Here is a 20,311-nt window from a genome sequence, read left to right as displayed (position 1 = left end):
GCTTCCGGGCGAGCGGCCCTATGCTGCAACCAAACGTCAAGGAGGAAGACATGGGTGCCGAACGGAATGCAGAGCGTCATGTAAAATTCTTCCGCAACGGCGGCGCTCAGGCGGTCGTGATCCCGGCGGAGTTCGAGATGGCTGGCGAAGAAGCAGTCATGCGCAAGGAAGGTGATCGGCTCGTGATCGAGCCGGTCAGCCAAAAAGATGACTTTCGCGAATGGCTGACAAGCATTGAGCCCTGGGATGAGGAATTTCCCGATGTCGATGAGGATCAGCCTCACGCGAAGGAAACCGACATCTTCAAGGATGCCGACCGGTGACCACGGACTGGCGCTACATGCTCGACACGAATATTGCTTCCGAGATCATCCGTCATCCGGATGGCCCTGTCGCGCAACGCATGTTCAACGTAAGTTCGTTGTGCTGCATCAGCTCGTTGGTAGCTTCCGAACTTCGTTACGGGGCCGAAAAAAGAGCCTCGGCAAGACTTATAGATCTTGTCGAGGCGCTGATCAGGCGGCTGGCTGTCGCTCCCTACGAGGATGTTTCAACTTTCCATTACGCGTCGATCCGCAACGATCTGACAGCAAAAGGCGCCTTGATCGGGCCAGTCGACCTCTTCATCGCCGCTCATGCAAGATCGCTCGACCTCACGCTCGTCACCAATAACATTCGCGAGTTTTCCCGCGTCGACGGACTAAGGGTTGAAAACTGGTTGGAGGAGGCTGCGCCATGACCCAGATCCATACCGGCGGCTGCCAATGTGGCGCCATCCGCTACCGCGCAGAAGGCGAGATCGGCTTTCCGCATGTCTGCCATTGCCGGATGTGCCAGAAGGCGGCCGGCAACTATTTCATGCCGTTCGGCGGGGTGAAGCATGAGAACTTCACGCTGACCCGCGGCGAGCCGGCATGGTTCCAGTCTTCCGACACCGTGCGGCGCGGTTTCTGTCGCGATTGCGGCACGCCGCTGTTCTATGACGGCGGGCACGATCATGTCAGCATCACGCTCGGCTCCCTCGATGCTCCGGAAAGCGTCAAGCCGGACATGCAGACCAACCTTGCGCGCAAGATGCCGTGGTTCGCAGAGCTTGAAAGCCTGCCCCATGAACCCGGCATGGATACGACGCCGCAACAGGCCGTCGAAATTGCCAGAAGCAGCCGGCAGCATCCCGACCACGATACGCAACATTGGCCGAAGACCGGATCGGAGTTCTGGATTTGACCCATCATCTCCATACCGGCGGCTGCCAGTGCGGTGCGGTCCGCTTCGTCATAGAAGGCAAGCCGAGCCAGTCGTCGATCTGTCACTGTCGCATGTGCCAGAAGGCGTTCGGCGCCTATTACGCGCCGCTGATCTCGACCCGCGGCGCAAGCTTTCGCTGGACGCGCGGAGCGCCGAAACAGTTTCCGTCGTCGAACCATGTCGTTCGCGGTTTCTGCGGCAATTGCGGCACGCCGCTCACCTATGAGGCTGCCGACGGGATTGCCGTATCGGCCGGTGCGCTGGACGATCCTTCGGCGCTGCCGCCATCGATCCAGTATGGCGTCGAGGCGAAGGTGCCGTTCGTCGATCACCTCGGCGCACTGCCGGCGCATCATACGATGGACGATATCGCGGAAGCCCCCTTCCTTGCCGATATCGTTTCCAACCAGCATCCCGACCACGATACGGACACATGGCAACCGGTTCCGGCCTCAGGTGGAACCACCAAGGAGGATGATGCATGAGCGAGACGACGAGATCAGACGCCCCGAGAACCGGCGGATGCCAGTGCGGCGCCGTGCGCTTCAGGATCCATGGCAAGCTTGGCCGTGCCTCGATCTGCCATTGCCGCATGTGCCAGAAAGCATTTGGCGGCTTTTTCGGGCCGCTTGTCTCGGCACCGCAGGATGGTGTCGAATGGACCCGCGGCGAGCCGACCTATTTCCAGTCGTCGGTCAATATCGACCGCGGCTTCTGCAAGCGTTGCGGCACGCCGCTGACCTATCGCCACCCGCAAGGCATCGAGATTGCCATCGGCGCCTTCGACGAGCGCGATGATCTGGCGCCGCAGGTTCAGGTCAACCACGCGTTCAAGCTGCCCTGGGTCGAAAAGATCTTCGACGCGCCGGTGCATGGCGACGTCGATTATTACGACCGGCAGGAGCAGATCATCTCCTTCCAGCATCCCGACCACGATACCGAGAACTGGCCCGAGAAAGGCTTGCATCTGTGACCGACATTCTGCGCACGCTCTATCCCGTCTCCATCCCATACGTCACCGGCACGCTGGATGTCGGCGACGGGCATGTGATCTACTGGGAACGCCATGGTCACAAGGGTGCAAAACCCGTCGTCTTCCTTCACGGCGGACCGGGCGGCGGGATCACTTCGATCCAGGCACGGCTGTTCGATCCGGAACTTTACGACATCCTCCTGTTCGATCAGCGCGGCTGCGGCCGCTCGACGCCGCATGCGGGGCTTGAAGCCAATACGACATGGCATCTGGTAGCCGATATCGAGCGGCTCCGCGAAATGGTCGGCGTCGACCAATGGCAGGTGTTCGGCGGCTCCTGGGGTTCGACACTGGCACTCGCCTATGCCGAAACGCATCCGGATCGCGTCACCGAGCTTCTTTTGCGCGGCGTCTATACGCTGACGAAGCCGGAGCTCGACTGGTACTATCAGTTCGGCGTCTCGGAAATGTTTCCCGACAAATGGGAGGCCTTCATCGCCCCCATTCCGGAAGCGGAGCGTCATGAGATGATGGCCGCCTATCACCGCCGCCTTACCGGCAATGACCGAGCCGAGCAGATCGCCTGCGCCAAGGCATGGAGCGTGTGGGAAGGCTCGACCATCACGCTTCTGCCGGAACCGGACCTCGCCTCGAAACACGACGAGGACCATTTCGCGCTCGCCTTTGCGCGGATCGAAAACCATTTCTTCATCAATGCCGGCTGGCTGGATGAAGGCCAGTTGTTGCGGGATGCGACGAAGCTTGCCGGCATTCCCGGCGTCATCGTGCACGGCCGCTACGACATGCCCTGCCCGCTCAAATATGCCTGGCAGCTGTCCAAGGTCTGGACGGATGCGGATTTCCACATCGTCGAAGGTTCCGGCCACGCCGTGTCCGAGCCGGGGATCACCGACCGGCTGATCCGCGCGACGGACCGGTTTGCGGGGAAGGTTTGAGCCATGTACCCGGTAGCCGACCCCCTCTGCCCTGCCGGGCATCTCCCCCACAAGGGGGGAGATCAGCTGGGCGCGCGGTCCCAACTCACAAATGATGTTTCTTCTGGGCGCTGTCGTGTTTCGGGAGCGGAGGTCCTGCCACTTGTGATCTCCCCCCTTGTGGGGGAGATGGTCGGCAGACCAGAGGGGGGTAACGCCGCCGCCAATATATACATACCGCTCTGGGAGGAGCATCCATGACGACCCGAGACCGCATATATCTCTTCGACACCACCCTTCGCGACGGGCAGCAGACGCCCGGGGTCGATTTTTCCGTCGAGGACAAGATCGCGATTTCGGCGATGCTGGACGAATTCGGCTTCGATTATGTCGAGGGCGGTTATCCCGGCGCCAATCCGACCGATACGGCCTTCTTCACCGAGAAGCGTACAATCAAAGCAAAATTCGTCGCCTTCGGCATGACCAAGCGCGCCGGCATTTCCGCGTCCAACGATCCGGGGCTTGCTACACTGCTGCAGGCGAAGAGCGATGCCGTCTGTTTCGTCGCCAAAAGCTGGGACTATCACGTCAAGGTGGCTCTCGGCTGCACCAATGAAGAAAACCTCGCCTCCATCCGCGATAGCGTCGAGGCTGCCAAGGCTGCGGGCAAGGAGCCGCTGGTCGATTGCGAACATTTCTTCGACGGCTACAAGGCCAATCCGGAATACGCGCTCGCCTGCGCCCGCACCGCCCATGACGCCGGCGCCCGCTGGATCGTGCTCTGCGACACCAATGGCGGCACGCAGCCGAACGAGGTGAGCGAGATCGTCTCCGCCGTCATCGCCACCGGTATTCCCGGCGCGTCGCTCGGCATCCATGCGCATGACGATACCGGCCAGGCGGTGGCCAATTCGCTTGCCGCCATCGAAGCCGGCTGTCGGCAGGTTCAGGGCACGCTCAACGGCATCGGCGAACGCTGCGGCAATGCCAACCTGATCACGCTGATCGGAACGCTCTGTCTGAAGGAGGCCTATGCCTCCCGCTTCGAGACGGCGATCGACCCGGAGCGGCTGTCGGGGCTGACGCGCCTGTCGCACGCCTTCGATGAGCTTCTCAACCGCTCGCCCAACCATCAGGCGCCTTATGTCGGGGCATCCGCCTTCGCCACCAAGGCGGGTATCCACGCCTCGGCACTCCTGAAGGATCCGCGTACCTATGAGCATGTGACGCCGGACAGCGTCGGCAACCTGCGCAAGGTCATGGTGTCGGACCAGGGCGGCAAATCAAACTTCATCAACGCGCTGAAGCGCCGCGGGATAGAGGTTGCCAAGGACGATCCGAAGCTCGATCACCTGATCTCGATCGTCAAGGAACGCGAAGCCTCCGGCTATGCCTATGAGGGCGCCGATGCGAGCTTCGAACTGCTCGCACGCCGCACGCTCGGCACGATCCCCGAATTTTTCTCGATCGACGGGTTTCGGGTGATGGTCGAACGCCGCTTCGACAGTCTCGGGCGCATCAAGATAGTGTCCGAGGCGGTGGTGAAGATCGTCATCGACGGCGAGAGCCATATGTCGGTGGCGGAAGGCGACGGCCCTGTCAACGCGCTCGATCTCGCGCTCAGAAAGGATTTCGGCAAATACCAGAACGAGATCGACGATCTGGTTCTCGCGGACTTCAAGGTGCGTATCCTCAACGGCGGCACCGAGGCCATCACCCGCGTCCTCATTGAATCCACAGACGGAAGCGGCGTGCGCTGGTGGACGGTCGGTGTTTCTGAAAACATCATCGATGCCTCATTCCAGGCGCTGATGGACTCGGTCATCTACAAGCTGATGAAGAACCGGGAACTGGCGGGCCGGATTGCTGCTGAGTGAACTCTATCGCCGCAGCACATCCGCCAGTGATGCCACCGCGATTGCCACTGTCGTATAGACTTTGTTCCAGTCCGGCGAGCGTTTGCCGAGTTCGAGCAGGCGCGACTGGGTAGCGTCGAGGGCCTTGAAGGCGTCGGCTCGGGTGCCGTCATGGCGGTCGGCTTTGGTGGCTACGTAATAGCGCCGTGTCTTGAAGCGCGGATTGGCGCCGGGTTTGACTTCCAGCCTGTCCTGATCGCCGTCAGCATGGGCGTTGATGATCGGCGCGACGGATCCGGCACCAGATCTCAGCGCCTCTCGCATCGGGCCGTAATCGCCGTGATAGGGTATGCGCCGCGAGGTCAATTCAAGCCCCTGGCGAATGCAATCCAGCCGATAGACGGGAGACGCCGCCATGCATTCGCTTCGCACCGAGGCCAGATCCCTCACGATGCTCTGTGTGACAAGACCGTTGAGGCTCTGGTCGTAATCCGACGCTCCGTCGCGGCCTTCGGCGCGGGCATCCTGCGCATGGACCGGTGGCGTAATGGACAGCGATTGAACCGACGCCATCACGATGAAAAACAGCAAGCCCCGAACACCCATTATCGCCCCTTCCGATTGCCATCGGAGCCTCATATTCGTGCCCTCGCACGTCAGTCGCCCCGCGCTTGATGCTAGCCTATCGGCGCGACAACCGGAACGGTTTTCGGGTGGTGGGAGAGGCGCCGCCCGAAAACAAGGGTTTCCTACTTGAGCAGGGTCCGGTCGAGGAAATCGTTCATCAGCGGCGCGATCTCGTCGAGCTTGTCTTCCAAGGCGAAATGGCCGGTGTCGAGTATATGCATCTCCGCATCCGGCAGATCCTTCAGATAGGGATGCGCACCTGCTTCCGGAAAGATCTTGTCGTTCTTGCCCCAGACGATCAGTGTCGGCGGCTTGCGGTCGCGGAAGAATTTCTGGAACTGCGGATAAAGCGGCAGATTGGTGCGGTAGTCGTAGAACAGGTCGAGCTGGATCTCGTTATTGCCGGGCCGATCGAGCAGCGCCTGGTCTTGCAGCCAGTTGTCGGGGCTGATGCGAGAAACATCCCTCACCCCGTCGGTATACTGGAATTTGGTGGCGTCCAGCGTCAGTATGCCCTTCTGAACCTCGCGATCCTTTTCCGATCCGCTTGCCCAATAGGCCCTGATCGGGTCCCAGAATCCCTTAAGCCCTTCCTCATAGGCATTGCCGTTCTGGACGACGAGGGCCGTCACCCGCTCGGGGTGTTTCAGCGCCAGCCGGTAGCCGACCGGGGCACCGTAATCCATCACATACAGGGCGTAGTTCGTCGCGCCGATCTGGCCAAGGAGATCATCGACGATATCGGCGTAATGGGCGAAGCTGTAGGTGAACCGGGTGTGGTCCGGCGCATCGCTATAGCCAAAGCCCGGATAGTCCGGCGCGATCACCCGGTAGCGATCGGCAAGCAGCGGGATGAGGTTGCGGAACATGTGCGAAGACGTGGGAAAGCCGTGCAGGAGAAGCACGACCGGCGCATCCTTGCGGCCGGCCTCGCGATAAAAGACCTTGACGCCGTCCACCGTGGCGTAACGATAATGGATGACGGCGGGTGCAGGGCGCGCAGCCGTGATCATGTCTGCTGCAGTCGCAACGCCCGGGAGCGGCGCGAGACCGGCAAGAGACAATCCAAGGGCGATCACAAATCGATTCATTTCACTTCTCCAAGTGGTTGACATTACAATTGAAACTTTCGACGCTGCCGGATGTCCTTCGACCGGCTGCATGGGCGTCCGGCAAAGGCCGGCGGACGGGAAGACGATGGACCGCATAGAAGCGATGACGATGCTGATCAGGGTTGCCGACACCGGCAACTTTTCGGCGGCCGCAAGATCGCTCAACGTCCCTGTCACCACGCTTTCGCGCAAAATCTCGGATCTCGAAGCGGCGCTCGGAGCGAAGCTTCTCGTCCGCAGCACCCGCAGAACCGACCTGACGGATGCCGGCAGCAGCTATCTTGCGGCCGCCCGGCGGATCATCGAGCAGGTGGAGGAAGCCGAACGGGAGGCTGCAGGCGAGTTCACCGAACCGAAAGGCCGGCTGGTTGTCACCGCGCCGATCCAGTTCGGCCAGTTGCATGTGCTGCCGGTCGTCACCGACTTCCTCGCCCGCTTCCCTGAAATCGATATCCGCCTGCTGCTGCAGGACCGAAACCTGCAACTGGTCGAAGACCATATCGACATGGCCGTGCGTATCGGTCGGTTGCCGGACAGTTCGATGATCGCGACTTCAGTCGGATCGGTCCGCATGGTGGTCTGCGCCAGCCCAAGGCTCATCGCGGCGCAAGGCATGCCGGAAACCCCGCTGGATCTTTCCCGTTTTCCCTCTGTCACGATCGAGACACCACTCTCCCAACCCGGCTGGCAATTTCGCGAAGCGGGCGACCGGTCGCCTTTCTCGGTCTCGCCTACCCCTCGCCTGTCGGTCACCACGGTCGAAGCGGCATTACAGGCGGCCATCCGCGATGCCGGCGTCATCCGCCTCTTCCACTATCAAGTGGCCGATGCCGTGAAGGCCGGCGACCTGAAGATCATCCTTGAAGATTACGAGACCGATCCTGTCCCGGTGAGCCTGATCCATGCATCACGGGGCCAGATGCCGCTCAAGATGCGCAGCTTTCTCGACTTTGCTCTTCCAAGGCTCAGGGCTGTCTTCCCGATCGAGGCTTAGGCTGGCCCAGCCTTGGCCCGAAGCGCCGCGTTTTCCTGTTCAAGTTCGGCGAGACGATCCTGCAGCGGCCGCACGGCGGCTGCGACTTCCTTTTCGGTGAAGCGCGGGGTGATATGCTGCGGGCAGTTCCAGTCGAAGGCTTCCAGCCGCACCTTGAAGATGCGCTCGGCCTTGCCGCGATAACCTGCGTCGGTAACGAGAGCGGTGATCGCCGGGTCTTCGTCCAGCGCCAGTTTTTCGACATGCGCATAGATCTTCAGCCGGGCGCGGCGCGGATAGTCCATCAGGAACAGGCAGGCCTTGTCGCTGGCGGCCAGATTTCCGGTGGAGATATACTGGCGATTGCCGCGGAAATCGGCGAAGGCGAGCGTTCGGTCGTCGACGACTTTCAGAAACCCTGCCGGTCCGCCGCGATGCTGGATATAGGGCCAGCCGGTCTCGGAAACCGTAGCCATGTAGAAGCTGTCGCGTTCACCGATGAAGGCCTTTTCGCCTTCGGTGAAGCGATCCATCGTGCGGTCGCCGGAAAAATCGGACCAGAAATGATCGATGCCCATTTCCGCCTGTGCTGCCCGCACGCTCGGTGTCGAGGCGATATCGAGAAATCCGTAGGACATGGCGTTCTCCCTTGAAACCTGAACCGGGGATCAATGGCGATCCCGTGCGGTTCGTTGGGAGAAATATGCCTCTTTTCATTCCTCGTAATAATCGGCCATTTCTGGAGATCATCTCTCCGGAAAATGGGCAGATGAAATCAGGGCTCGTCGAATGACAGGCCCCAGTCTTTCTCGCCATACCATTCCTCGCCTGTCGCCTCCGTCTTCCAGCGCAGGCTTCTTACCCTGCGCAGGCCACGCGCCCGGAAAGCGGCTTCCAGCACGGCATGACGACCTTCCGGTACCGGCCTGGTACTTTCACCCCAGATGAAGGAGACGATCTGCAGGAAGCGCGCGCCAAAACCCTCAGCCTGACGGTCGATCATCAGGTAGCCCGCATGACGGGTGAAACCGATGCGGCTTTTTTCGATCGCCGGAATGCCGAGCGGGAAGATCAGGCGACCATAGGGCGCGAGTTTTTCGATCCAGGCTTCCGGCGGGTGGTCGAGGGCGAAATTGGCGTAGATGACATCGGCTTCTTCTCTCGGCCAGTCGAAGGCATCGCCCTGCACCACCTCGACATTTGCGTATGAGGCGAGATTCGCCGTTGCCCTTTGCGCCAGTGAGGCATCGTATTCCACACCGATCACCCGACCGGATGGGCCGACGAGTTCGGCCATGATCGCCGTATAATACCCGACGCCGGCGCCCATATGCACGACCGTCTCGCCCTCGCGGATCTTGAACGCGTCAAACGCCGCCGCATGCAGCGAGGGGGATCCGTTGTTGATGCCCTTTTCCGTCTTCAGCCCGACAAGCACATCCTGATAGAGCACAATGGGATCGGTCGAGGCGACGGGGCGGTATCCGCTACCGAAGATATCGTCGAATATCCAGGGCGGCGGGCCGACATAGTCCTCGCGCGGCACACGGGCAAAAGCGGCAAGCAGTCGCGCATTGTCGTCCACCCCGGCCTTGGCGAGGAGCTGGAGCGCATAGTTGCGACGATGCGCGGGCTGGTCTTCCAGGTTCATACGTCATTCTCCGGTCTGTTATCCATCATGCCGCGCTTTCCACCCGATCTGGCCTCTCGATCAGATTTGCGAAACAGCTTCGCGCGTGGGTGGCAGGATGGATGACTTGTCTCAATGCAAGGTTCAAAGAAATGAATTGGTAGCACAGGGCACGATCCTGTAATTGCGCCATGATAATTACAAACACAATTACAACAGAATGCCGGAAGCACCCCATGGCCACCGAAAACGCCGCGTCCCCCGCCAACACGCCTGTTGCGGTCAATGAAGATACGCCACGCGGTTTCGCCTTCGGCTTGACTGCCTATTTCATGTGGGGTTTTCTGCCCTTCTACCTGAAGGCGGTGTCTCATCTTCCGCCGATGGAGGTGCTGGCGCACAGGGCGATCTGGTCCGTCCCTGTGGCGGGTATCGTGCTCATCATTCTCGGCCGGCTGAAGGATGTCCGGGCAGCATTCGCCAATCCGCGCATGCTCGGCATGGCCTGCGTTACCGCGACATTCATCACCCTCAACTGGGGCGTCTATGTCTGGGCGGTTGCCGCAGGACACGCGCTCGACGCCGCTCTCGGCTATTTCATCAACCCGCTGTTCAGCATCTTTCTGGCCGCCGTCATTCTGAAAGAAAAGCTCGCACCGTTGCAGATGGCGGCAATCGGGCTTGCGGTCGTGGCGGTCGCCATTCTTGCCTGGGGCGCCGGCGGGCTTCCGTGGGTATCGCTGGCTTTGACCTTCACCTGGGGCATCTATGCGCTCTTGCGCAAGACGCTGCCGATCGGCCCCAACCAGGGGTTCTTTCTCGAAGTGCTTTTAATCAGCATCCCGATGCTGCCCTATGTCATCTGGCTCGAAGCGACCGGACAGGGCCACTTCCTTGGCGGAACCGGCTTCGACATGGGCATGCTGGCGCTTTCCGGTATCGTGACCGCGGGGCCACTGATGATCTATGCCAACGGCGCCAAGCTTTTGAAACTGTCAACCATCGGCATCATGCAATATATCGCGCCGACGATGATCTTCCTGATCGCGATCTTCGCCTTCGGCGAGCCGCTGAGCCCGATAAAGCTTACAAGTTTCGTCTTGATCTGGGCGGCGCTGGCGCTCTACACCGTCGCCATGCTGCGACAGTTGCGCGGCCGCTGATTTTCGCCACGGGTTCTCAAGGACAGACCTTCATGCAGATGTCAGACATTCCCTTCGGCACGACCGACTGGTCGGAGATCGAACCGACCGTGCACAAGGGCGACACGGGCCATTCGACCTGGCGGACGCAGCATTTCGGCGCCATTCGGGTGCGGATGGTCGAGCACTCGCCGGGTTATCTGGCCGACCACTGGTGCGAAAAGGGTCATATCCTTCTGTGCCTTGAAGGCGAGATGACGACGGAACTCGCCGACGGGCGGGTGTTCGTGCTGAAACCCGGCATGAGCTATCAGGTTGCCGACAAGGCAGAGCCGCACCGCTCCTCGACGACGACCGGCGCAAAGCTGTTCATCGTCGACTGACTACACGTTCAGACATAGTCCTCGGACCTGTCTTTCCGTCATCCTCGGGCTTGTCCCGAGGATCTATCCACGCAGCAAAAGCCGATATGTAGCACATGCTCGGGACAAGCCCGAGCATGACGACCGTACACTTACAGCTTTGAAATAACCGCCTCTTCCCCCCTGGAAGACGCCGTGATCTCGTCGCGCTCCAAAATTGCCGGCACGATGTCGTCGACCTCTGCGATGACCAGCGGCTGGACGAGATGGGCGCGGTGGATGAAGCCTTCGCCGCGCATGTGGTTTACGAGCGACAGCATCGGATCCCAGAAGCCGCCGATATTGGCAAAGACCATTGGCTTTTCATGGCGACCAAGCTGGCCCCAGGTCATGATCTCGACGATCTCCTCCAGCGTGCCGATGCCGCCGGGAAGCGTGACGAAGGCGTCGGAGCGCTCGAACATCTTGTGCTTGCGCTCATGCATGTCCTTGGTGATGATCAGTTCGTTCAACTGGCCGAGCGAATGACGGGTCGCCTCCATGTCGACGAGGAATTCCGGGATGATGCCGGTCACCTGGCCGCCATTCGACAGGACGCCGGCAGCGACTGCTCCCATGATACCCTTGGTGCCACCGCCATAGATGAGCCGCAGACCATGTGCGGCAATCGATTTTCCAAGCGCGCGGCCGGCGGCGATATAGGCAGGGTCACGGCCAGGCTGGGAACCGCAGTAGACGCAGATGGATCGTATTGGCACAGTTTTCTCCATTGGGCATTCAAAGGTGCGTCAGTTGTGGTCGCACCACACAAAATTGACGGGAAAATCCCGCAAGAGCAAGGCTTTATGACGTGAAAAGCTTGTTAAGAAGGGTGGAAAGGGCTAATCGGTAAAGTAGCGGAAACTCAGGCCCTATGAGGCAAAAGACGATGAAGAACCGTGCCGGCTGGCTCGCACTGATTGTACTTGCAATTGCTTCGTTGCTGATGATCTTCGTTGTCATGCCGAGGATTAACCAGGAAAGCAAGCCAGTCGCAGCCGCGATCAATGCTGCCGGCGATGCGGTCAAGGATGCCGTTACCGAGGGTAACAAGCCTCAGGAGACAGCGAAGGTCGAGCCTCAGACGACAGCTCCATCCTCTGCCCCGGCCAATGCGCCTGCAGCCGCCGCTGCGCCTTCGGCTGCGTCCAACGATACACCGACATTCGATGTGCTTCGCGTCGAGCCGGACGGCTCCGCGGTCATCGCCGGCCATGCGGCGCCGAATTCCACCCTCGAGATCACCAACGGCACTTCCGTCATCGCCAAGGTCGATGTCGGCCCGAGCGGTGATTTTGCCGCCGTGCTGGACAAGCCGCTCCCCCCCGGCGACCATCAGATCGTGCTCAAGGCAACGGGCAAGGACGGCAAGGTCTTCACGTCGGAAGAGGTCGCAACGGTTTCCGTGCCCGCCGACAAGAACGGCAAGCTTCTCGCCATGGTGACGAAGCCCGGGAAGGCGAGCCGCCTGATCGCCGTTCCGGAAGAAGCCGGCAAGGCCGCGGCTGCACCGGCAGCGACACAGCCTGCGGCAGGCGTCGAGGTTTCGGCCGCCCCTGCTGCTCCCCAATCCACCAACGTTGCTTCCGCTCCGGCTTCCGGCACCACTGCTCCGGCAGCGGCGCCTGCCATGTCGAGCGAGCTGCAGATCACGGCGGTCGAGATCGAAGGCTCGAAAATCTTCATCGCCGGCGTCACCAAATCGGGCCGTCAGGTTCGCGGCTCTGCCGATGGCTCCGTCGTCGGCCAGGCACAGGCCGGGGGCGACGGACATTTCGTCATTGACGGAAATGCCAACCTCACCGTCGGGGATCACCGTATCGCCGTCGAGGCGCTCGGCAGCAATGGACAGGTTCTGGTCCGCGTCGAAGTGCCGTTCAACCGGCCGGCCGGCGATCAGGTTGCAGCCGTCGCATCGCCCGCGCCGACAAGCCCGGTCACGGTTGCCGATGGTGGCGCCTTCGACAATTTGCGCGGACAGGTGGCCAAGGCATTCTCGCTGCTCAAGGGCCTTTACGACGCAGGCAAGGTTCCCACCCTTGAAAGCATGACGGCAGCCCGTTCGGCAACCTCGATCGCGCTACAGTCGCTTGGCGAATACAGGCTGCCGGCCGGTGCTTCCATCAATGCGACCGAGGCTGTCGGTGTCACGGCCGCCCATGCCAATGCGGCCCGCAAGGTGCTGGAAGACCTGCCGCGTGACGTGGCAGCGGTCGGTGCGGCCCTCGACAATCTGACCAAACTGATTGCCGATACGGTCGGCCCGGCACTAGCGCAGCAGTTCGGCGGCGCACCACAGACCATGGCTTCGGCCGACGGTACGCGCACGTTCCAGCAGGCTCCGCTGACCCAGAGCAGCAGCAACTCCGTCATCATCCGCCGCGGCGACACGTTGTGGCAGATCGCGCGGCGCGCTTATGGCCAGGGCGTGCGCTATACGACCATCTATCTCGCCAATGAGGAGCAGATCGCCAATCCCGACGTCATCCAGCCCGGCCAGATCTTTGGCGTGCCGGAACAGTTCCGGCCGGATTCGGAAGAACTGCATCGTGAACGGCTGCAGCATCGCAAGGGCTGATTGGCCCGCATCGTCGATTTCCCCGGCCGGCGGTCCCAACAGGACCGCCGGCCGAAGTGTTTCTGAGAGCATGCAGTGCAGAGACGGATTGAGGGTCGAAGTCTGGTGTGCGGAACTTTCGCACTGGCGTCTGCGCGGGAAAGCGGGGATGGCTGAAGGGTATTTGAAAAAATCTTCGGAGCACGCGCAATCGCTTAGCGGTTCCGTCGACGCCTCTTCATCCCCGCCCTCACCGACAGGCCGATAATCAAGTCGTCATCGGATGGGAACCGGGTTCGCGAACCGGCCTCCTTCACAACGGGTTGCCACTCGGTCTCCGGTGATGGTCGCGATTGCGATCGAACGGGAACTGACAAGTCCCGCAGGATCAAATGAGCCGGCCGGGGCAGGCGGAAAGCCTGAAATACCAAATACCCGATACCCCACCGCCTGCCCCTTCCCTTTTCACCGAACCGGTCTTGCCGGTGCGGCTGCTTGCCTTTGCCCCATTGATGGCGGCGGGAGGATTGCGAGCCTTGATCAGCTTCGCGCATGCCAGCCGCGGGACGCTTGCCTCATTGAGAATGCCCGAATCGATTGACGCCAAGCCGATATTCTTCGCGAGGACAAAATGATTTCCAGCATCAGCTCCAGCCGGATCTGGCCGCAACAGGTCGTGTTCAAGGCTTTTAACGACACGTCCGGTAATCCGGACAATCCGACACCCGGCTCGTCCGCCGCATCGCTTTCGCGGCTGTTCTATTCCGAAGCCGCCGATGAGGACGAGGATTATGGATATGAAAACGAACTGTCGTCGCAGTTCGGATCGATTCAGCGAACGGCAACGGAAAACAGCGCGGATCGATATACTGATGGCGCAATCGATGACATATCCTCGAATGCGTTCATGAAGGCTCTGCAGCAGAAGCTCGATCTATTGAAGGCAAACGAAGATACATCCGCCATGGCCGAAACGATGCAGGCGGCGCTTGGAGATGGCCGGCTGACCGTCACCGATGTCGTTACCGGCGAGCAGGTCATCGCCCGCGATGTGGCGGGTGGCGACACGACATCCGGTGAGATCATCCAGGTCGCGACATCCGAATGGAGCAGCTTTCTCAGGGACACGCTCTTGCGCGACTCCTACGGCCGGTTTGTCCGCAACCAGGATTCCAGCCATATAGATAAGGCAAGCGGGGCCAGTTCGTATTTCGGTATGATCGGTGAAACGCATTACTATCTCACATGGATGGCAACGTCGAATTCCTGACGCCGAGCACATACGCGCACTCGGATTGACAACTCCGGCATCGGCTGGAACACAGGTTCCGTCGCCTGCCTGAAACAGAGCCTATGGGAGTCGTCGTCATGCTGCGCTCGCTCTTTCTCTCGATCGCGTTCTTTTTGAGCGCCACGAATGCACTTCAAGCGCAAGAAGCGCAGGAGAACGTTGTTCTCTCCGTGGAACGGGACGTGGTGCGATGGGCCGCTGTCTACAAGATGCAGCCGGCACGAGAGGATGATCCCTATTTCCACGTTCGTGTCTTCGAACATAGGAAAGGTTGGCAGCCTTGGAAATTCAGGCAGCTCATCTTCCATATGGCCGTTACACCAGAGGCGCTGCAGGCGAGCCGCATTGACAGGCGGGCAACAATCTACAACTACAAGGATGTTGAGATCCGCGCAGCTTATCGCCGCTGGCTGAATGGTTCTGAAGCGCGTACCGAAGTTCCCATCTGCGATACGGATATCCTGAACTGTATCGCAAGGCTGCAATAACACTCACGCAGCGCTTCATCGGCTCCATAGTACGTGCCCTTTATCCCCGATCGCCGCCCTCACTTCTGCGACTTTTTCTCATGCCGCAAGCGGCGCCGGGAAAGAAACCGTTTCGACGGGCTGGGGAATAGCGCTTTTACAAGCGCCACCAATCAGTGAGCGTATAAACCGGAAGCCAGCAAAACGACGGCGAAGAGAAAAACCGGGACCGACCAGTATTCCATCCGGATGAAAAACAGGTCGTGCCGCGCGCCCGGCAATCCTGTCCTGTTGAGAAAACGCCCGAGCTTCCAGTTGAGCAATCCGGCCACGAGAAAGATTGCCGCGAACTCGAAAATCTTCGCCCAGTCCGACAGCTGCAGCGCTTCCGTCACCCAAAGCGCGGCAAAGATTGCAACTCCGATGAGAGGGATGGTGAGAACCCCCCATCCGCGCCAAATAAAAACCATTTCAGTCCATCCAATTCCATCAAATCCGGTTTCCGTGCCCCTCGTATGTGCAAATCGCCTCCGGCCGGCAAAGCAGCGTCTAAGGCATTGCCGGTGCTTCGGCGGCTCATTGAAGCTCTGCGAGAATATCGTCGTAGAGCTTGCAGGCGCCATTCGGATCGGTTGCAGTCTGAGCCTGTCCCTCCGTCATCTTCTGGGCTACGGCTGCAGCTCTCTGCGGGTCCTTGGCTGCCAGTTCCTGCATCTTTTGAGAGACTTCAGTCGCCTTGGCGGTCAGATCTTCTGCGGTGCAGGCAAATGAGGGAGTTGCCGCGATAATGAGAGCGGCGGTCAGGAGGTAAGTTTTCATGTTATTCCTTATCAAATCCCCCGGTTGCGAACGGGGCGCCGCGGTGGAATTCACGCGGTCATTTTCGGTCCAAGTGCGGAGACTAGGCCGCCGAAGCCCATATGGGGCTGCAATCGTTATGGGATCGTAGCCACAGCTGGGCCAATTCTTGTGGTCATGAATGCGCTCGATAAAGGCTCCGTATGGCATTCGCACCTGCGACCCACACCCTCCCCGATCCATAACCACCCTATTTCCAGCGGAAACACCCGGCCTGACATTGCATCCGCCTCTTTTGCCGCCTATGTGCCGGGTGGCGCTTCTTTCGCGCGTCCCGGAGACCTGCATGTCGAACAAGAAGAAGATCGTTTCCGCGGATGACGGCAATCCGCTCGGAACACTCGTCAACCTGTGGCCCTATATGTGGCCGACGGGGCGCGCGGACCTCAAGGCGCGGGTGCTCTGGGCCACGTTCTTCCTCATCCTCGCCAAGCTGGTGCTTCTCTCGGTTCCTTATTTCTTCAAATGGGCGACCGATGCGCTGAACGGCAAGCTGGATATGGCTGGGCTTCTGCCGGCCTTCCTGCTCGGCGCCGTGGTGCTGGTCATCGCCTACAATTTCACCCGCATCCTGCAGGTGGGCCTGAACCAGCTGCGTGACGCGCTGTTTGCCTCGGTCGGCCAGCATGCGGTGCGCCAGCTTGCCCACAAGACCTTCGTGCACATGCACCAGCTTTCGCTGCGCTTCCATCTGGAGCGCAAGACGGGCGGGCTTTCGCGCATCATCGAGCGTGGCACCAAGGGCATCGAAACGATCGTCCGCTTCACCATCCTCAATTCGGTGCCGACGCTGATCGAGTTCGTGCTGACGGCCATCATCTTCTGGGCGGCTTACGGTTTTGCCTATCTCGCGGTCACGGCGATCACCGTTGCCGCCTATATCTGGTTCACCATCAAGGCCAGCGACTGGCGCATCGCCATTCGCCGGACGATGAATGACAGCGATACCGACGCCAATACCAAGGCGATCGACTCGCTTTTGAACTTCGAGACGGTCAAGTATTTCGGCAACGAGGAGATGGAGGCCAGGCGCTTCGACGTGTCGATGGCGCGTTACGAAAAGGCCGCCACACAGGTCTGGACCTCGCTCGGCTGGCTCAACTTCGGCCAGGGCGTTATCTTCGGTCTCGGCCAGGCCGTGATCATGATCATGTCGGCGCTGGCAGTACAGCGCGGCGAACAGACGATCGGCGATTTCGTCTTCGTCAATGCGCTTTTGATGCAGCTTTCGGTGCCGCTCAATTTCATCGGCTTCGTCTACCGCGAAATCCGCCAGGGTCTAACCGATATCGAGCAGATGTTCGAGCTTCTGGAAGTCGAGGCGGAAGTGACCGACCGGCCGGATGCAAAGCCGCTCGTCCTCAATGCTACGAGCAACGAAAAAGGCGCCATCGCCTTCAAGGATGTCCGTTTTTCCTACGATCCCGAGCGGCCGATCCTCAAGGGCATTTCCTTCGAGGTGCCGGCCGGCAAGACGGTTGCGATCGTCGGCCCGTCGGGCGCCGGCAAATCGACGATCTCCCGCCTGCTCTATCGCTTCTACGATATTCAGGACGGCTCGATCACCATTGACGGCCAGGATGTGCGCGACGTGACGCAGAAGTCGCTGCGCGCGGCGATCGGCATGGTTCCACAAGATACGGTGCTGTTCAACGATACGGTCGCCTATAACATCCGTTACGGCCGACCGGGTGCCGATGACACGGAGGTGCAGAAGGCAGCCGAGATCGCGCAGATCGACACTTTTATCAAGCAGCTTCCTGACGGTTATGAAACCAGGGTTGGCGAACGCGGCTTAAAACTTTCCGGCGGAGAAAAGCAGCGGGTGGCGATCGCCCGCACGATTTTGAAGGCCCCGCCGATCCTCATACTCGACGAGGCGACGTCTGCGCTCGACACGACGACTGAACATGAGATCCAGTCGGCGCTGGACAAGGTTTCGGAAAATCGCACGACTCTTGTCATCGCCCACAGGCTTTCGACCGTGATCGGCGCCGACGAGATCATCGTGCTGCGCGCAGGAGAGATCGCCGAACGCGGCACGCATGCCGGCCTGCTTGCAGAAAACGGTCTCTACGCCTCGATGTGGAACCGTCAGCGCGAAGCCACACAGGCGGAAGAACATCTGCGCCAGGTGCGCGAAAGCGACGATCTGGGTGTCGTCACGCGCGGCACGCCGGCGGCGGAATAACGAGTTCCAACAGAAAGTTAGGCCGAAGCGATGAAACGACGGATGAACTATTCCTGGAAACGGATGGCGGTGGCGGGCAGCCTCGTGCTCGCCTACCTTCTCGTGCTGACCTTCTGGGGCTCACCGCTTCTGGCGCTGACGACCTGGCTCGGTCTCGTCGACCCGGCAAAAATCTGAAACCCCAGCAAGCCGAGGGGCGCCCGCCGGGCAACGGGACCAATGCTGTGAAGGCCACTTGCCGGATGGCAATCTACCAGCCAAGACATGGAACACCTGCCTTAGGCTGCGTCTTGCCAACCGGAATGCTTTCGCGTCGTTCCGGCGCAAACTCCGCCGTCTCGCACAACACGAATGTCGTCTTGTCGGAGCGGCGCGGAGATTTGCCGACACCGTAGATTTCCGCTGCCGCATGCAGCAGCTGCGCAAACTCCGGCGTGGAAATGCCATCTGCCCGCCGAAGCTGGGCGATTAATGGGTCAGATACGACATCTTCGATGGTCAGGTCGCGTTTCATGGTTTTGCTCCTCTATCAAAACCTGTACACGGGGTGGACTACAGTCACATTGCAAAACTACGGCCAAAAAGGGGCATTTTCGATGTGGCAAATTCTCCTTATGCGAGAAATCGCGCGTCAAATTCACGCAGGCGATCCCATCTCAAACATCGCCCATATCTGACCGCGGAACGCTGGTATCTGAACACTGCGATAAAACGCAAAAAGCCGCCAAACGGGCGGCCTTGCTCAAGGCAGAGCGGTGGCGGCAATGGCGGCGGAAGACAAATCCACCTGACAGAAAGGCGTGGTCGAAGCGACGAAGAAACCTCGAGTAAGCCTTTCCACCTGCGCATCAGAGCATGCTTGTGCGTCCATTCGGGCGCAGGGCGCTCTAGCGGCGCGACGAACCGAAACGCATGCGTTCGCGATAGCGACGCTGGCTCCAGACCGTATAGGCCACTGCGGCGATCACGATCGCAATATCCGCCGCTGCTATCAGGCACCAAGTAACGCTCATTTCTCCAACTCTTCCGTGTTCCAGCCGAAGCGAATATACGAAAAGTGCTCCCAACAATGGTTTAAGCGCATCCGTAACATTCGACTTTGATGTAAGTCAGCTGCCTCCTGACCGACTTTTGTGACAACCATATGAAAATCGAAGCAAAAGCCATGCCATTTTGCTGCATTGCAGCAAAAATCTGATTCACATTCACATGTGCCAACGTATCCGTCGCGTGATGGTTGCAATCCCCATACGGTTTGGTGAGGAACACGGAACCGCATTGCCGCGAATACCGTTTTTCGATAGTCAGTGCCGCTAACACAGGCCTTACGCCCCAGGGAGAAACAGTTGATCAACCTCTTCGACACCATCCGCAACACGCTCGTGCCGATCCACAAGGAAGGCTACGTCTTCGTTGCGATCTTTTTTGTCGTGTCACTGATCCTTGGTTATTTCGCCGAACCGCTATTCTGGATCGGTTTGGTGCTGACGCTCTGGTGTGCCTATTTTTTCCGCGATCCCGAGCGCGTCGTGCCGCAGGATGACGATCTGATCGTCAGCCCGGCCGATGGCCGCATCAGCCACGTCGCCATGGTAGTTCCGCCGTCGGAACTGGGTCTCGGCTCAGAACCCATGCTGCGCATTTCCGTTTTCATGAACGTCTTCAACTGCCATGTGAACCGCTCGCCGGTCCGCGGTGAAGTCAAGGTGATCGAATATCGCGCAGGACAGTTCGTCAACGCGGAACTCGACAAGGCAAGCTCCGACAACGAGCGCAACGGCCTCGTCATCGAAAGCCGCCATGGCAATGTCGGCGTCGTGCAGATCGCCGGCTTCGTTGCGCGCAGGATCGTCTGCTGGGTCAAGCCGGGCGAGCCGCTCAATGCAGGCGAACGCTTTGGCCTGATCCGCTTCGGTTCGCGCCTCGATGTGTTCGTACCGAATGGCGGACAGGCGCGTGTGTCGATCGGACAGCTTGCCATTGCCGGCGAGACGGTGCTGGCTGAGTTCGGCTCGACCAAAGGCCCGTCGCTCGGCCGTCGCAGCTGATA

At 60.1% G+C, this 20,311-nt stretch carries 26 protein-coding genes; 16 read left to right on the top strand and 10 right to left on the bottom strand.

Annotation, left to right across the window (positions count from 1 at the left end):
• Positions 1–50: 50 nt before the first annotated feature.
• The 7 genes from ACI3K0_RS08530 to cimA all read left to right on the top strand — a co-directional run bounded on the left by ACI3K0_RS08530 (position 51) and on the right by cimA (position 5,033).
• Positions 51–323 (top strand): antitoxin, encoded by a 273-nt coding sequence (locus tag ACI3K0_RS08530; RefSeq protein WP_183827375.1) that lies wholly within the window; start codon positions 51–53, stop codon positions 321–323.
• A complete protein-coding gene (locus ACI3K0_RS08525; RefSeq protein ID WP_343062587.1) occupies positions 320–739 on the top strand; it encodes a type II toxin-antitoxin system VapC family toxin in 420 nt (139 codons plus the stop codon). The genes ACI3K0_RS08530 and ACI3K0_RS08525 overlap by 4 nt, the downstream gene beginning before the upstream one ends.
• The gene (locus tag ACI3K0_RS08520; RefSeq protein WP_183827378.1) at positions 736–1,227 is read left to right on the top strand and encodes a GFA family protein; all 492 of its coding nucleotides are present in this window, start codon (positions 736–738) and stop codon (positions 1,225–1,227) included. The genes ACI3K0_RS08525 and ACI3K0_RS08520 overlap by 4 nt, the downstream gene beginning before the upstream one ends.
• Complete coding sequence (locus ACI3K0_RS08515) at positions 1,224–1,733, top strand: GFA family protein (protein WP_246436310.1); 510 nt, start codon at positions 1,224–1,226, stop codon at positions 1,731–1,733. Before ACI3K0_RS08520 ends, ACI3K0_RS08515 begins: the two co-directional genes overlap by 4 nt.
• Positions 1,730–2,221: a GFA family protein gene (locus ACI3K0_RS08510; protein WP_183827381.1), complete on the top strand. Its 492-nt coding sequence runs from the start codon at positions 1,730–1,732 to the stop codon at positions 2,219–2,221. Before ACI3K0_RS08515 ends, ACI3K0_RS08510 begins: the two co-directional genes overlap by 4 nt.
• Positions 2,218–3,177: a prolyl aminopeptidase gene (gene pip / locus ACI3K0_RS08505; RefSeq protein WP_183827384.1), complete on the top strand. Its 960-nt coding sequence runs from the start codon at positions 2,218–2,220 to the stop codon at positions 3,175–3,177. Before ACI3K0_RS08510 ends, pip begins: the two co-directional genes overlap by 4 nt.
• 236 nt (positions 3,178–3,413) lie before the next feature.
• A complete protein-coding gene (cimA, locus tag ACI3K0_RS08500) occupies positions 3,414–5,033 on the top strand; it encodes a citramalate synthase (RefSeq protein WP_183827387.1) in 1,620 nt (539 codons plus the stop codon).
• Between the two features lie 3 nt (positions 5,034–5,036).
• On the opposite strand, the gene ACI3K0_RS08495 is transcribed toward cimA, so the two are convergent.
• Both ACI3K0_RS08495 and ACI3K0_RS08490 read right to left on the bottom strand, forming a co-directional pair.
• On the bottom strand, positions 5,037–5,618 hold the full coding sequence (locus ACI3K0_RS08495; RefSeq protein ID WP_183827390.1) for a hypothetical protein: 582 nt from the start codon (positions 5,616–5,618) through the stop codon (positions 5,037–5,039).
• A gap of 143 nt (positions 5,619–5,761) precedes the next feature.
• Positions 5,762–6,730, bottom strand: coding sequence for an alpha/beta fold hydrolase (locus tag ACI3K0_RS08490; protein WP_183827393.1), 969 nt, complete (start codon positions 6,728–6,730; stop codon positions 5,762–5,764).
• 106 nt (positions 6,731–6,836) lie between these two features.
• Here ACI3K0_RS08490 and ACI3K0_RS08485 point away from each other — a divergent pair, with 106 nt between their 5' ends.
• Complete coding sequence (locus ACI3K0_RS08485) at positions 6,837–7,745, top strand: LysR family transcriptional regulator (RefSeq protein ID WP_404945247.1); 909 nt, start codon at positions 6,837–6,839, stop codon at positions 7,743–7,745.
• Here ACI3K0_RS08485 and ACI3K0_RS08480 read toward each other — a convergent pair.
• Together ACI3K0_RS08480 and ACI3K0_RS08475 are read right to left on the bottom strand one after the other, a co-directional pair.
• On the bottom strand, positions 7,742–8,362 hold the full coding sequence (locus ACI3K0_RS08480; RefSeq protein ID WP_183827399.1) for a pyridoxamine 5'-phosphate oxidase family protein: 621 nt from the start codon (positions 8,360–8,362) through the stop codon (positions 7,742–7,744). The genes ACI3K0_RS08485 and ACI3K0_RS08480 overlap by 4 nt on opposite strands.
• A gap of 137 nt (positions 8,363–8,499) precedes the next feature.
• On the bottom strand, positions 8,500–9,375 hold the full coding sequence (locus tag ACI3K0_RS08475) for a protein-L-isoaspartate O-methyltransferase family protein (RefSeq protein WP_404945246.1): 876 nt from the start codon (positions 9,373–9,375) through the stop codon (positions 8,500–8,502).
• Between the two features lie 215 nt (positions 9,376–9,590).
• Between ACI3K0_RS08475 and rarD the strand changes: the two genes are divergently transcribed.
• Positions 9,591–10,517, top strand: a complete 927-nt coding sequence (gene rarD / locus ACI3K0_RS08470) for an EamA family transporter RarD (RefSeq protein ID WP_148145434.1) — start codon at positions 9,591–9,593, stop codon at positions 10,515–10,517.
• A 32-nt stretch (positions 10,518–10,549) separates the two neighbouring features.
• Complete coding sequence (locus ACI3K0_RS08465; protein WP_148145435.1) at positions 10,550–10,879, top strand: DHCW motif cupin fold protein; 330 nt, start codon at positions 10,550–10,552, stop codon at positions 10,877–10,879.
• Positions 10,880–11,010: 131 nt separating this feature from the next.
• Here ACI3K0_RS08465 and ACI3K0_RS08460 read toward each other — a convergent pair whose 3' ends face one another.
• The gene (locus ACI3K0_RS08460) at positions 11,011–11,628 is read right to left on the bottom strand and encodes a TIGR00730 family Rossman fold protein (protein ID WP_404945245.1); all 618 of its coding nucleotides are present in this window, start codon (positions 11,626–11,628) and stop codon (positions 11,011–11,013) included.
• Between the two features lie 158 nt (positions 11,629–11,786).
• Here ACI3K0_RS08460 and ACI3K0_RS08455 point away from each other — a divergent pair, with 158 nt between their 5' ends.
• Positions 11,787–13,475, top strand: coding sequence for a LysM peptidoglycan-binding domain-containing protein (locus ACI3K0_RS08455; protein WP_206826446.1), 1,689 nt, complete (start codon positions 11,787–11,789; stop codon positions 13,473–13,475).
• A 367-nt stretch (positions 13,476–13,842) separates the two neighbouring features.
• Here the strand turns inward: ACI3K0_RS08455 and ACI3K0_RS08450 are convergent, their stop codons facing one another.
• Complete coding sequence (locus ACI3K0_RS08450; RefSeq protein ID WP_183827411.1) at positions 13,843–14,061, bottom strand: hypothetical protein; 219 nt, start codon at positions 14,059–14,061, stop codon at positions 13,843–13,845.
• 24 nt (positions 14,062–14,085) lie between these two features.
• Here ACI3K0_RS08450 and ACI3K0_RS08445 point away from each other — a divergent pair, with 24 nt between their 5' ends.
• Entirely contained in the window at positions 14,086–14,724 is a 639-nt protein-coding gene (locus ACI3K0_RS08445; protein ID WP_183827414.1) for a hypothetical protein, read from the top strand.
• A gap of 98 nt (positions 14,725–14,822) precedes the next feature.
• Positions 14,823–15,233, top strand: a complete 411-nt coding sequence (locus ACI3K0_RS08440) for a DUF5086 family protein (RefSeq protein WP_183827418.1) — start codon at positions 14,823–14,825, stop codon at positions 15,231–15,233.
• Between the two features lie 152 nt (positions 15,234–15,385).
• On the opposite strand, the gene ACI3K0_RS08435 is transcribed toward ACI3K0_RS08440, so the two are convergent.
• Both ACI3K0_RS08435 and ACI3K0_RS08430 read right to left on the bottom strand, forming a co-directional pair.
• Positions 15,386–15,682: a hypothetical protein gene (locus tag ACI3K0_RS08435; protein WP_404945244.1), complete on the bottom strand. Its 297-nt coding sequence runs from the start codon at positions 15,680–15,682 to the stop codon at positions 15,386–15,388.
• Positions 15,683–15,788: 106 nt separating this feature from the next.
• Positions 15,789–16,031 carry a hypothetical protein gene (locus tag ACI3K0_RS08430; protein WP_148145442.1) on the bottom strand — a complete coding sequence of 81 codons (243 nt, stop codon included), beginning with the start codon at positions 16,029–16,031 and terminating at the stop codon, positions 15,789–15,791.
• A gap of 325 nt (positions 16,032–16,356) precedes the next feature.
• On the opposite strand from ACI3K0_RS08430, the gene ACI3K0_RS08425 reads away from it, so the two are divergent.
• The gene (locus ACI3K0_RS08425; protein ID WP_183827424.1) at positions 16,357–18,261 is read left to right on the top strand and encodes an ABC transporter ATP-binding protein/permease; all 1,905 of its coding nucleotides are present in this window, start codon (positions 16,357–16,359) and stop codon (positions 18,259–18,261) included.
• Between the two features lie 42 nt (positions 18,262–18,303).
• Positions 18,304–18,438: a hypothetical protein gene (locus tag ACI3K0_RS08420; RefSeq protein WP_280518249.1), complete on the top strand. Its 135-nt coding sequence runs from the start codon at positions 18,304–18,306 to the stop codon at positions 18,436–18,438.
• 73 nt (positions 18,439–18,511) lie between these two features.
• Here the strand turns inward: ACI3K0_RS08420 and ACI3K0_RS08415 are convergent, their stop codons facing one another.
• Both ACI3K0_RS08415 and ACI3K0_RS08410 read right to left on the bottom strand, forming a co-directional pair.
• Positions 18,512–18,775 carry a hypothetical protein gene (locus ACI3K0_RS08415; RefSeq protein WP_183827556.1) on the bottom strand — a complete coding sequence of 88 codons (264 nt, stop codon included), beginning with the start codon at positions 18,773–18,775 and terminating at the stop codon, positions 18,512–18,514.
• Between the two features lie 373 nt (positions 18,776–19,148).
• Positions 19,149–19,274, bottom strand: coding sequence for a hypothetical protein (locus ACI3K0_RS08410; protein WP_281388852.1), 126 nt, complete (start codon positions 19,272–19,274; stop codon positions 19,149–19,151).
• Positions 19,275–19,610: 336 nt separating this feature from the next.
• On the opposite strand from ACI3K0_RS08410, the gene ACI3K0_RS08405 reads away from it, so the two are divergent.
• Positions 19,611–20,309: a phosphatidylserine decarboxylase gene (locus ACI3K0_RS08405; RefSeq protein ID WP_183827538.1), complete on the top strand. Its 699-nt coding sequence runs from the start codon at positions 19,611–19,613 to the stop codon at positions 20,307–20,309.
• Positions 20,310–20,311 lie beyond the last annotated feature (2 nt).

The organism is Rhizobium sp. ZW T2_16 (genome assembly GCF_044987325.1).
Lineage (GTDB): Bacteria > Pseudomonadota > Alphaproteobacteria > Rhizobiales > Rhizobiaceae > Neorhizobium > Neorhizobium cellulosilyticum.
Note: the sequence above shows the minus strand (reverse complement) of the source record. Positions and strands in the feature narration are given on the sequence as shown.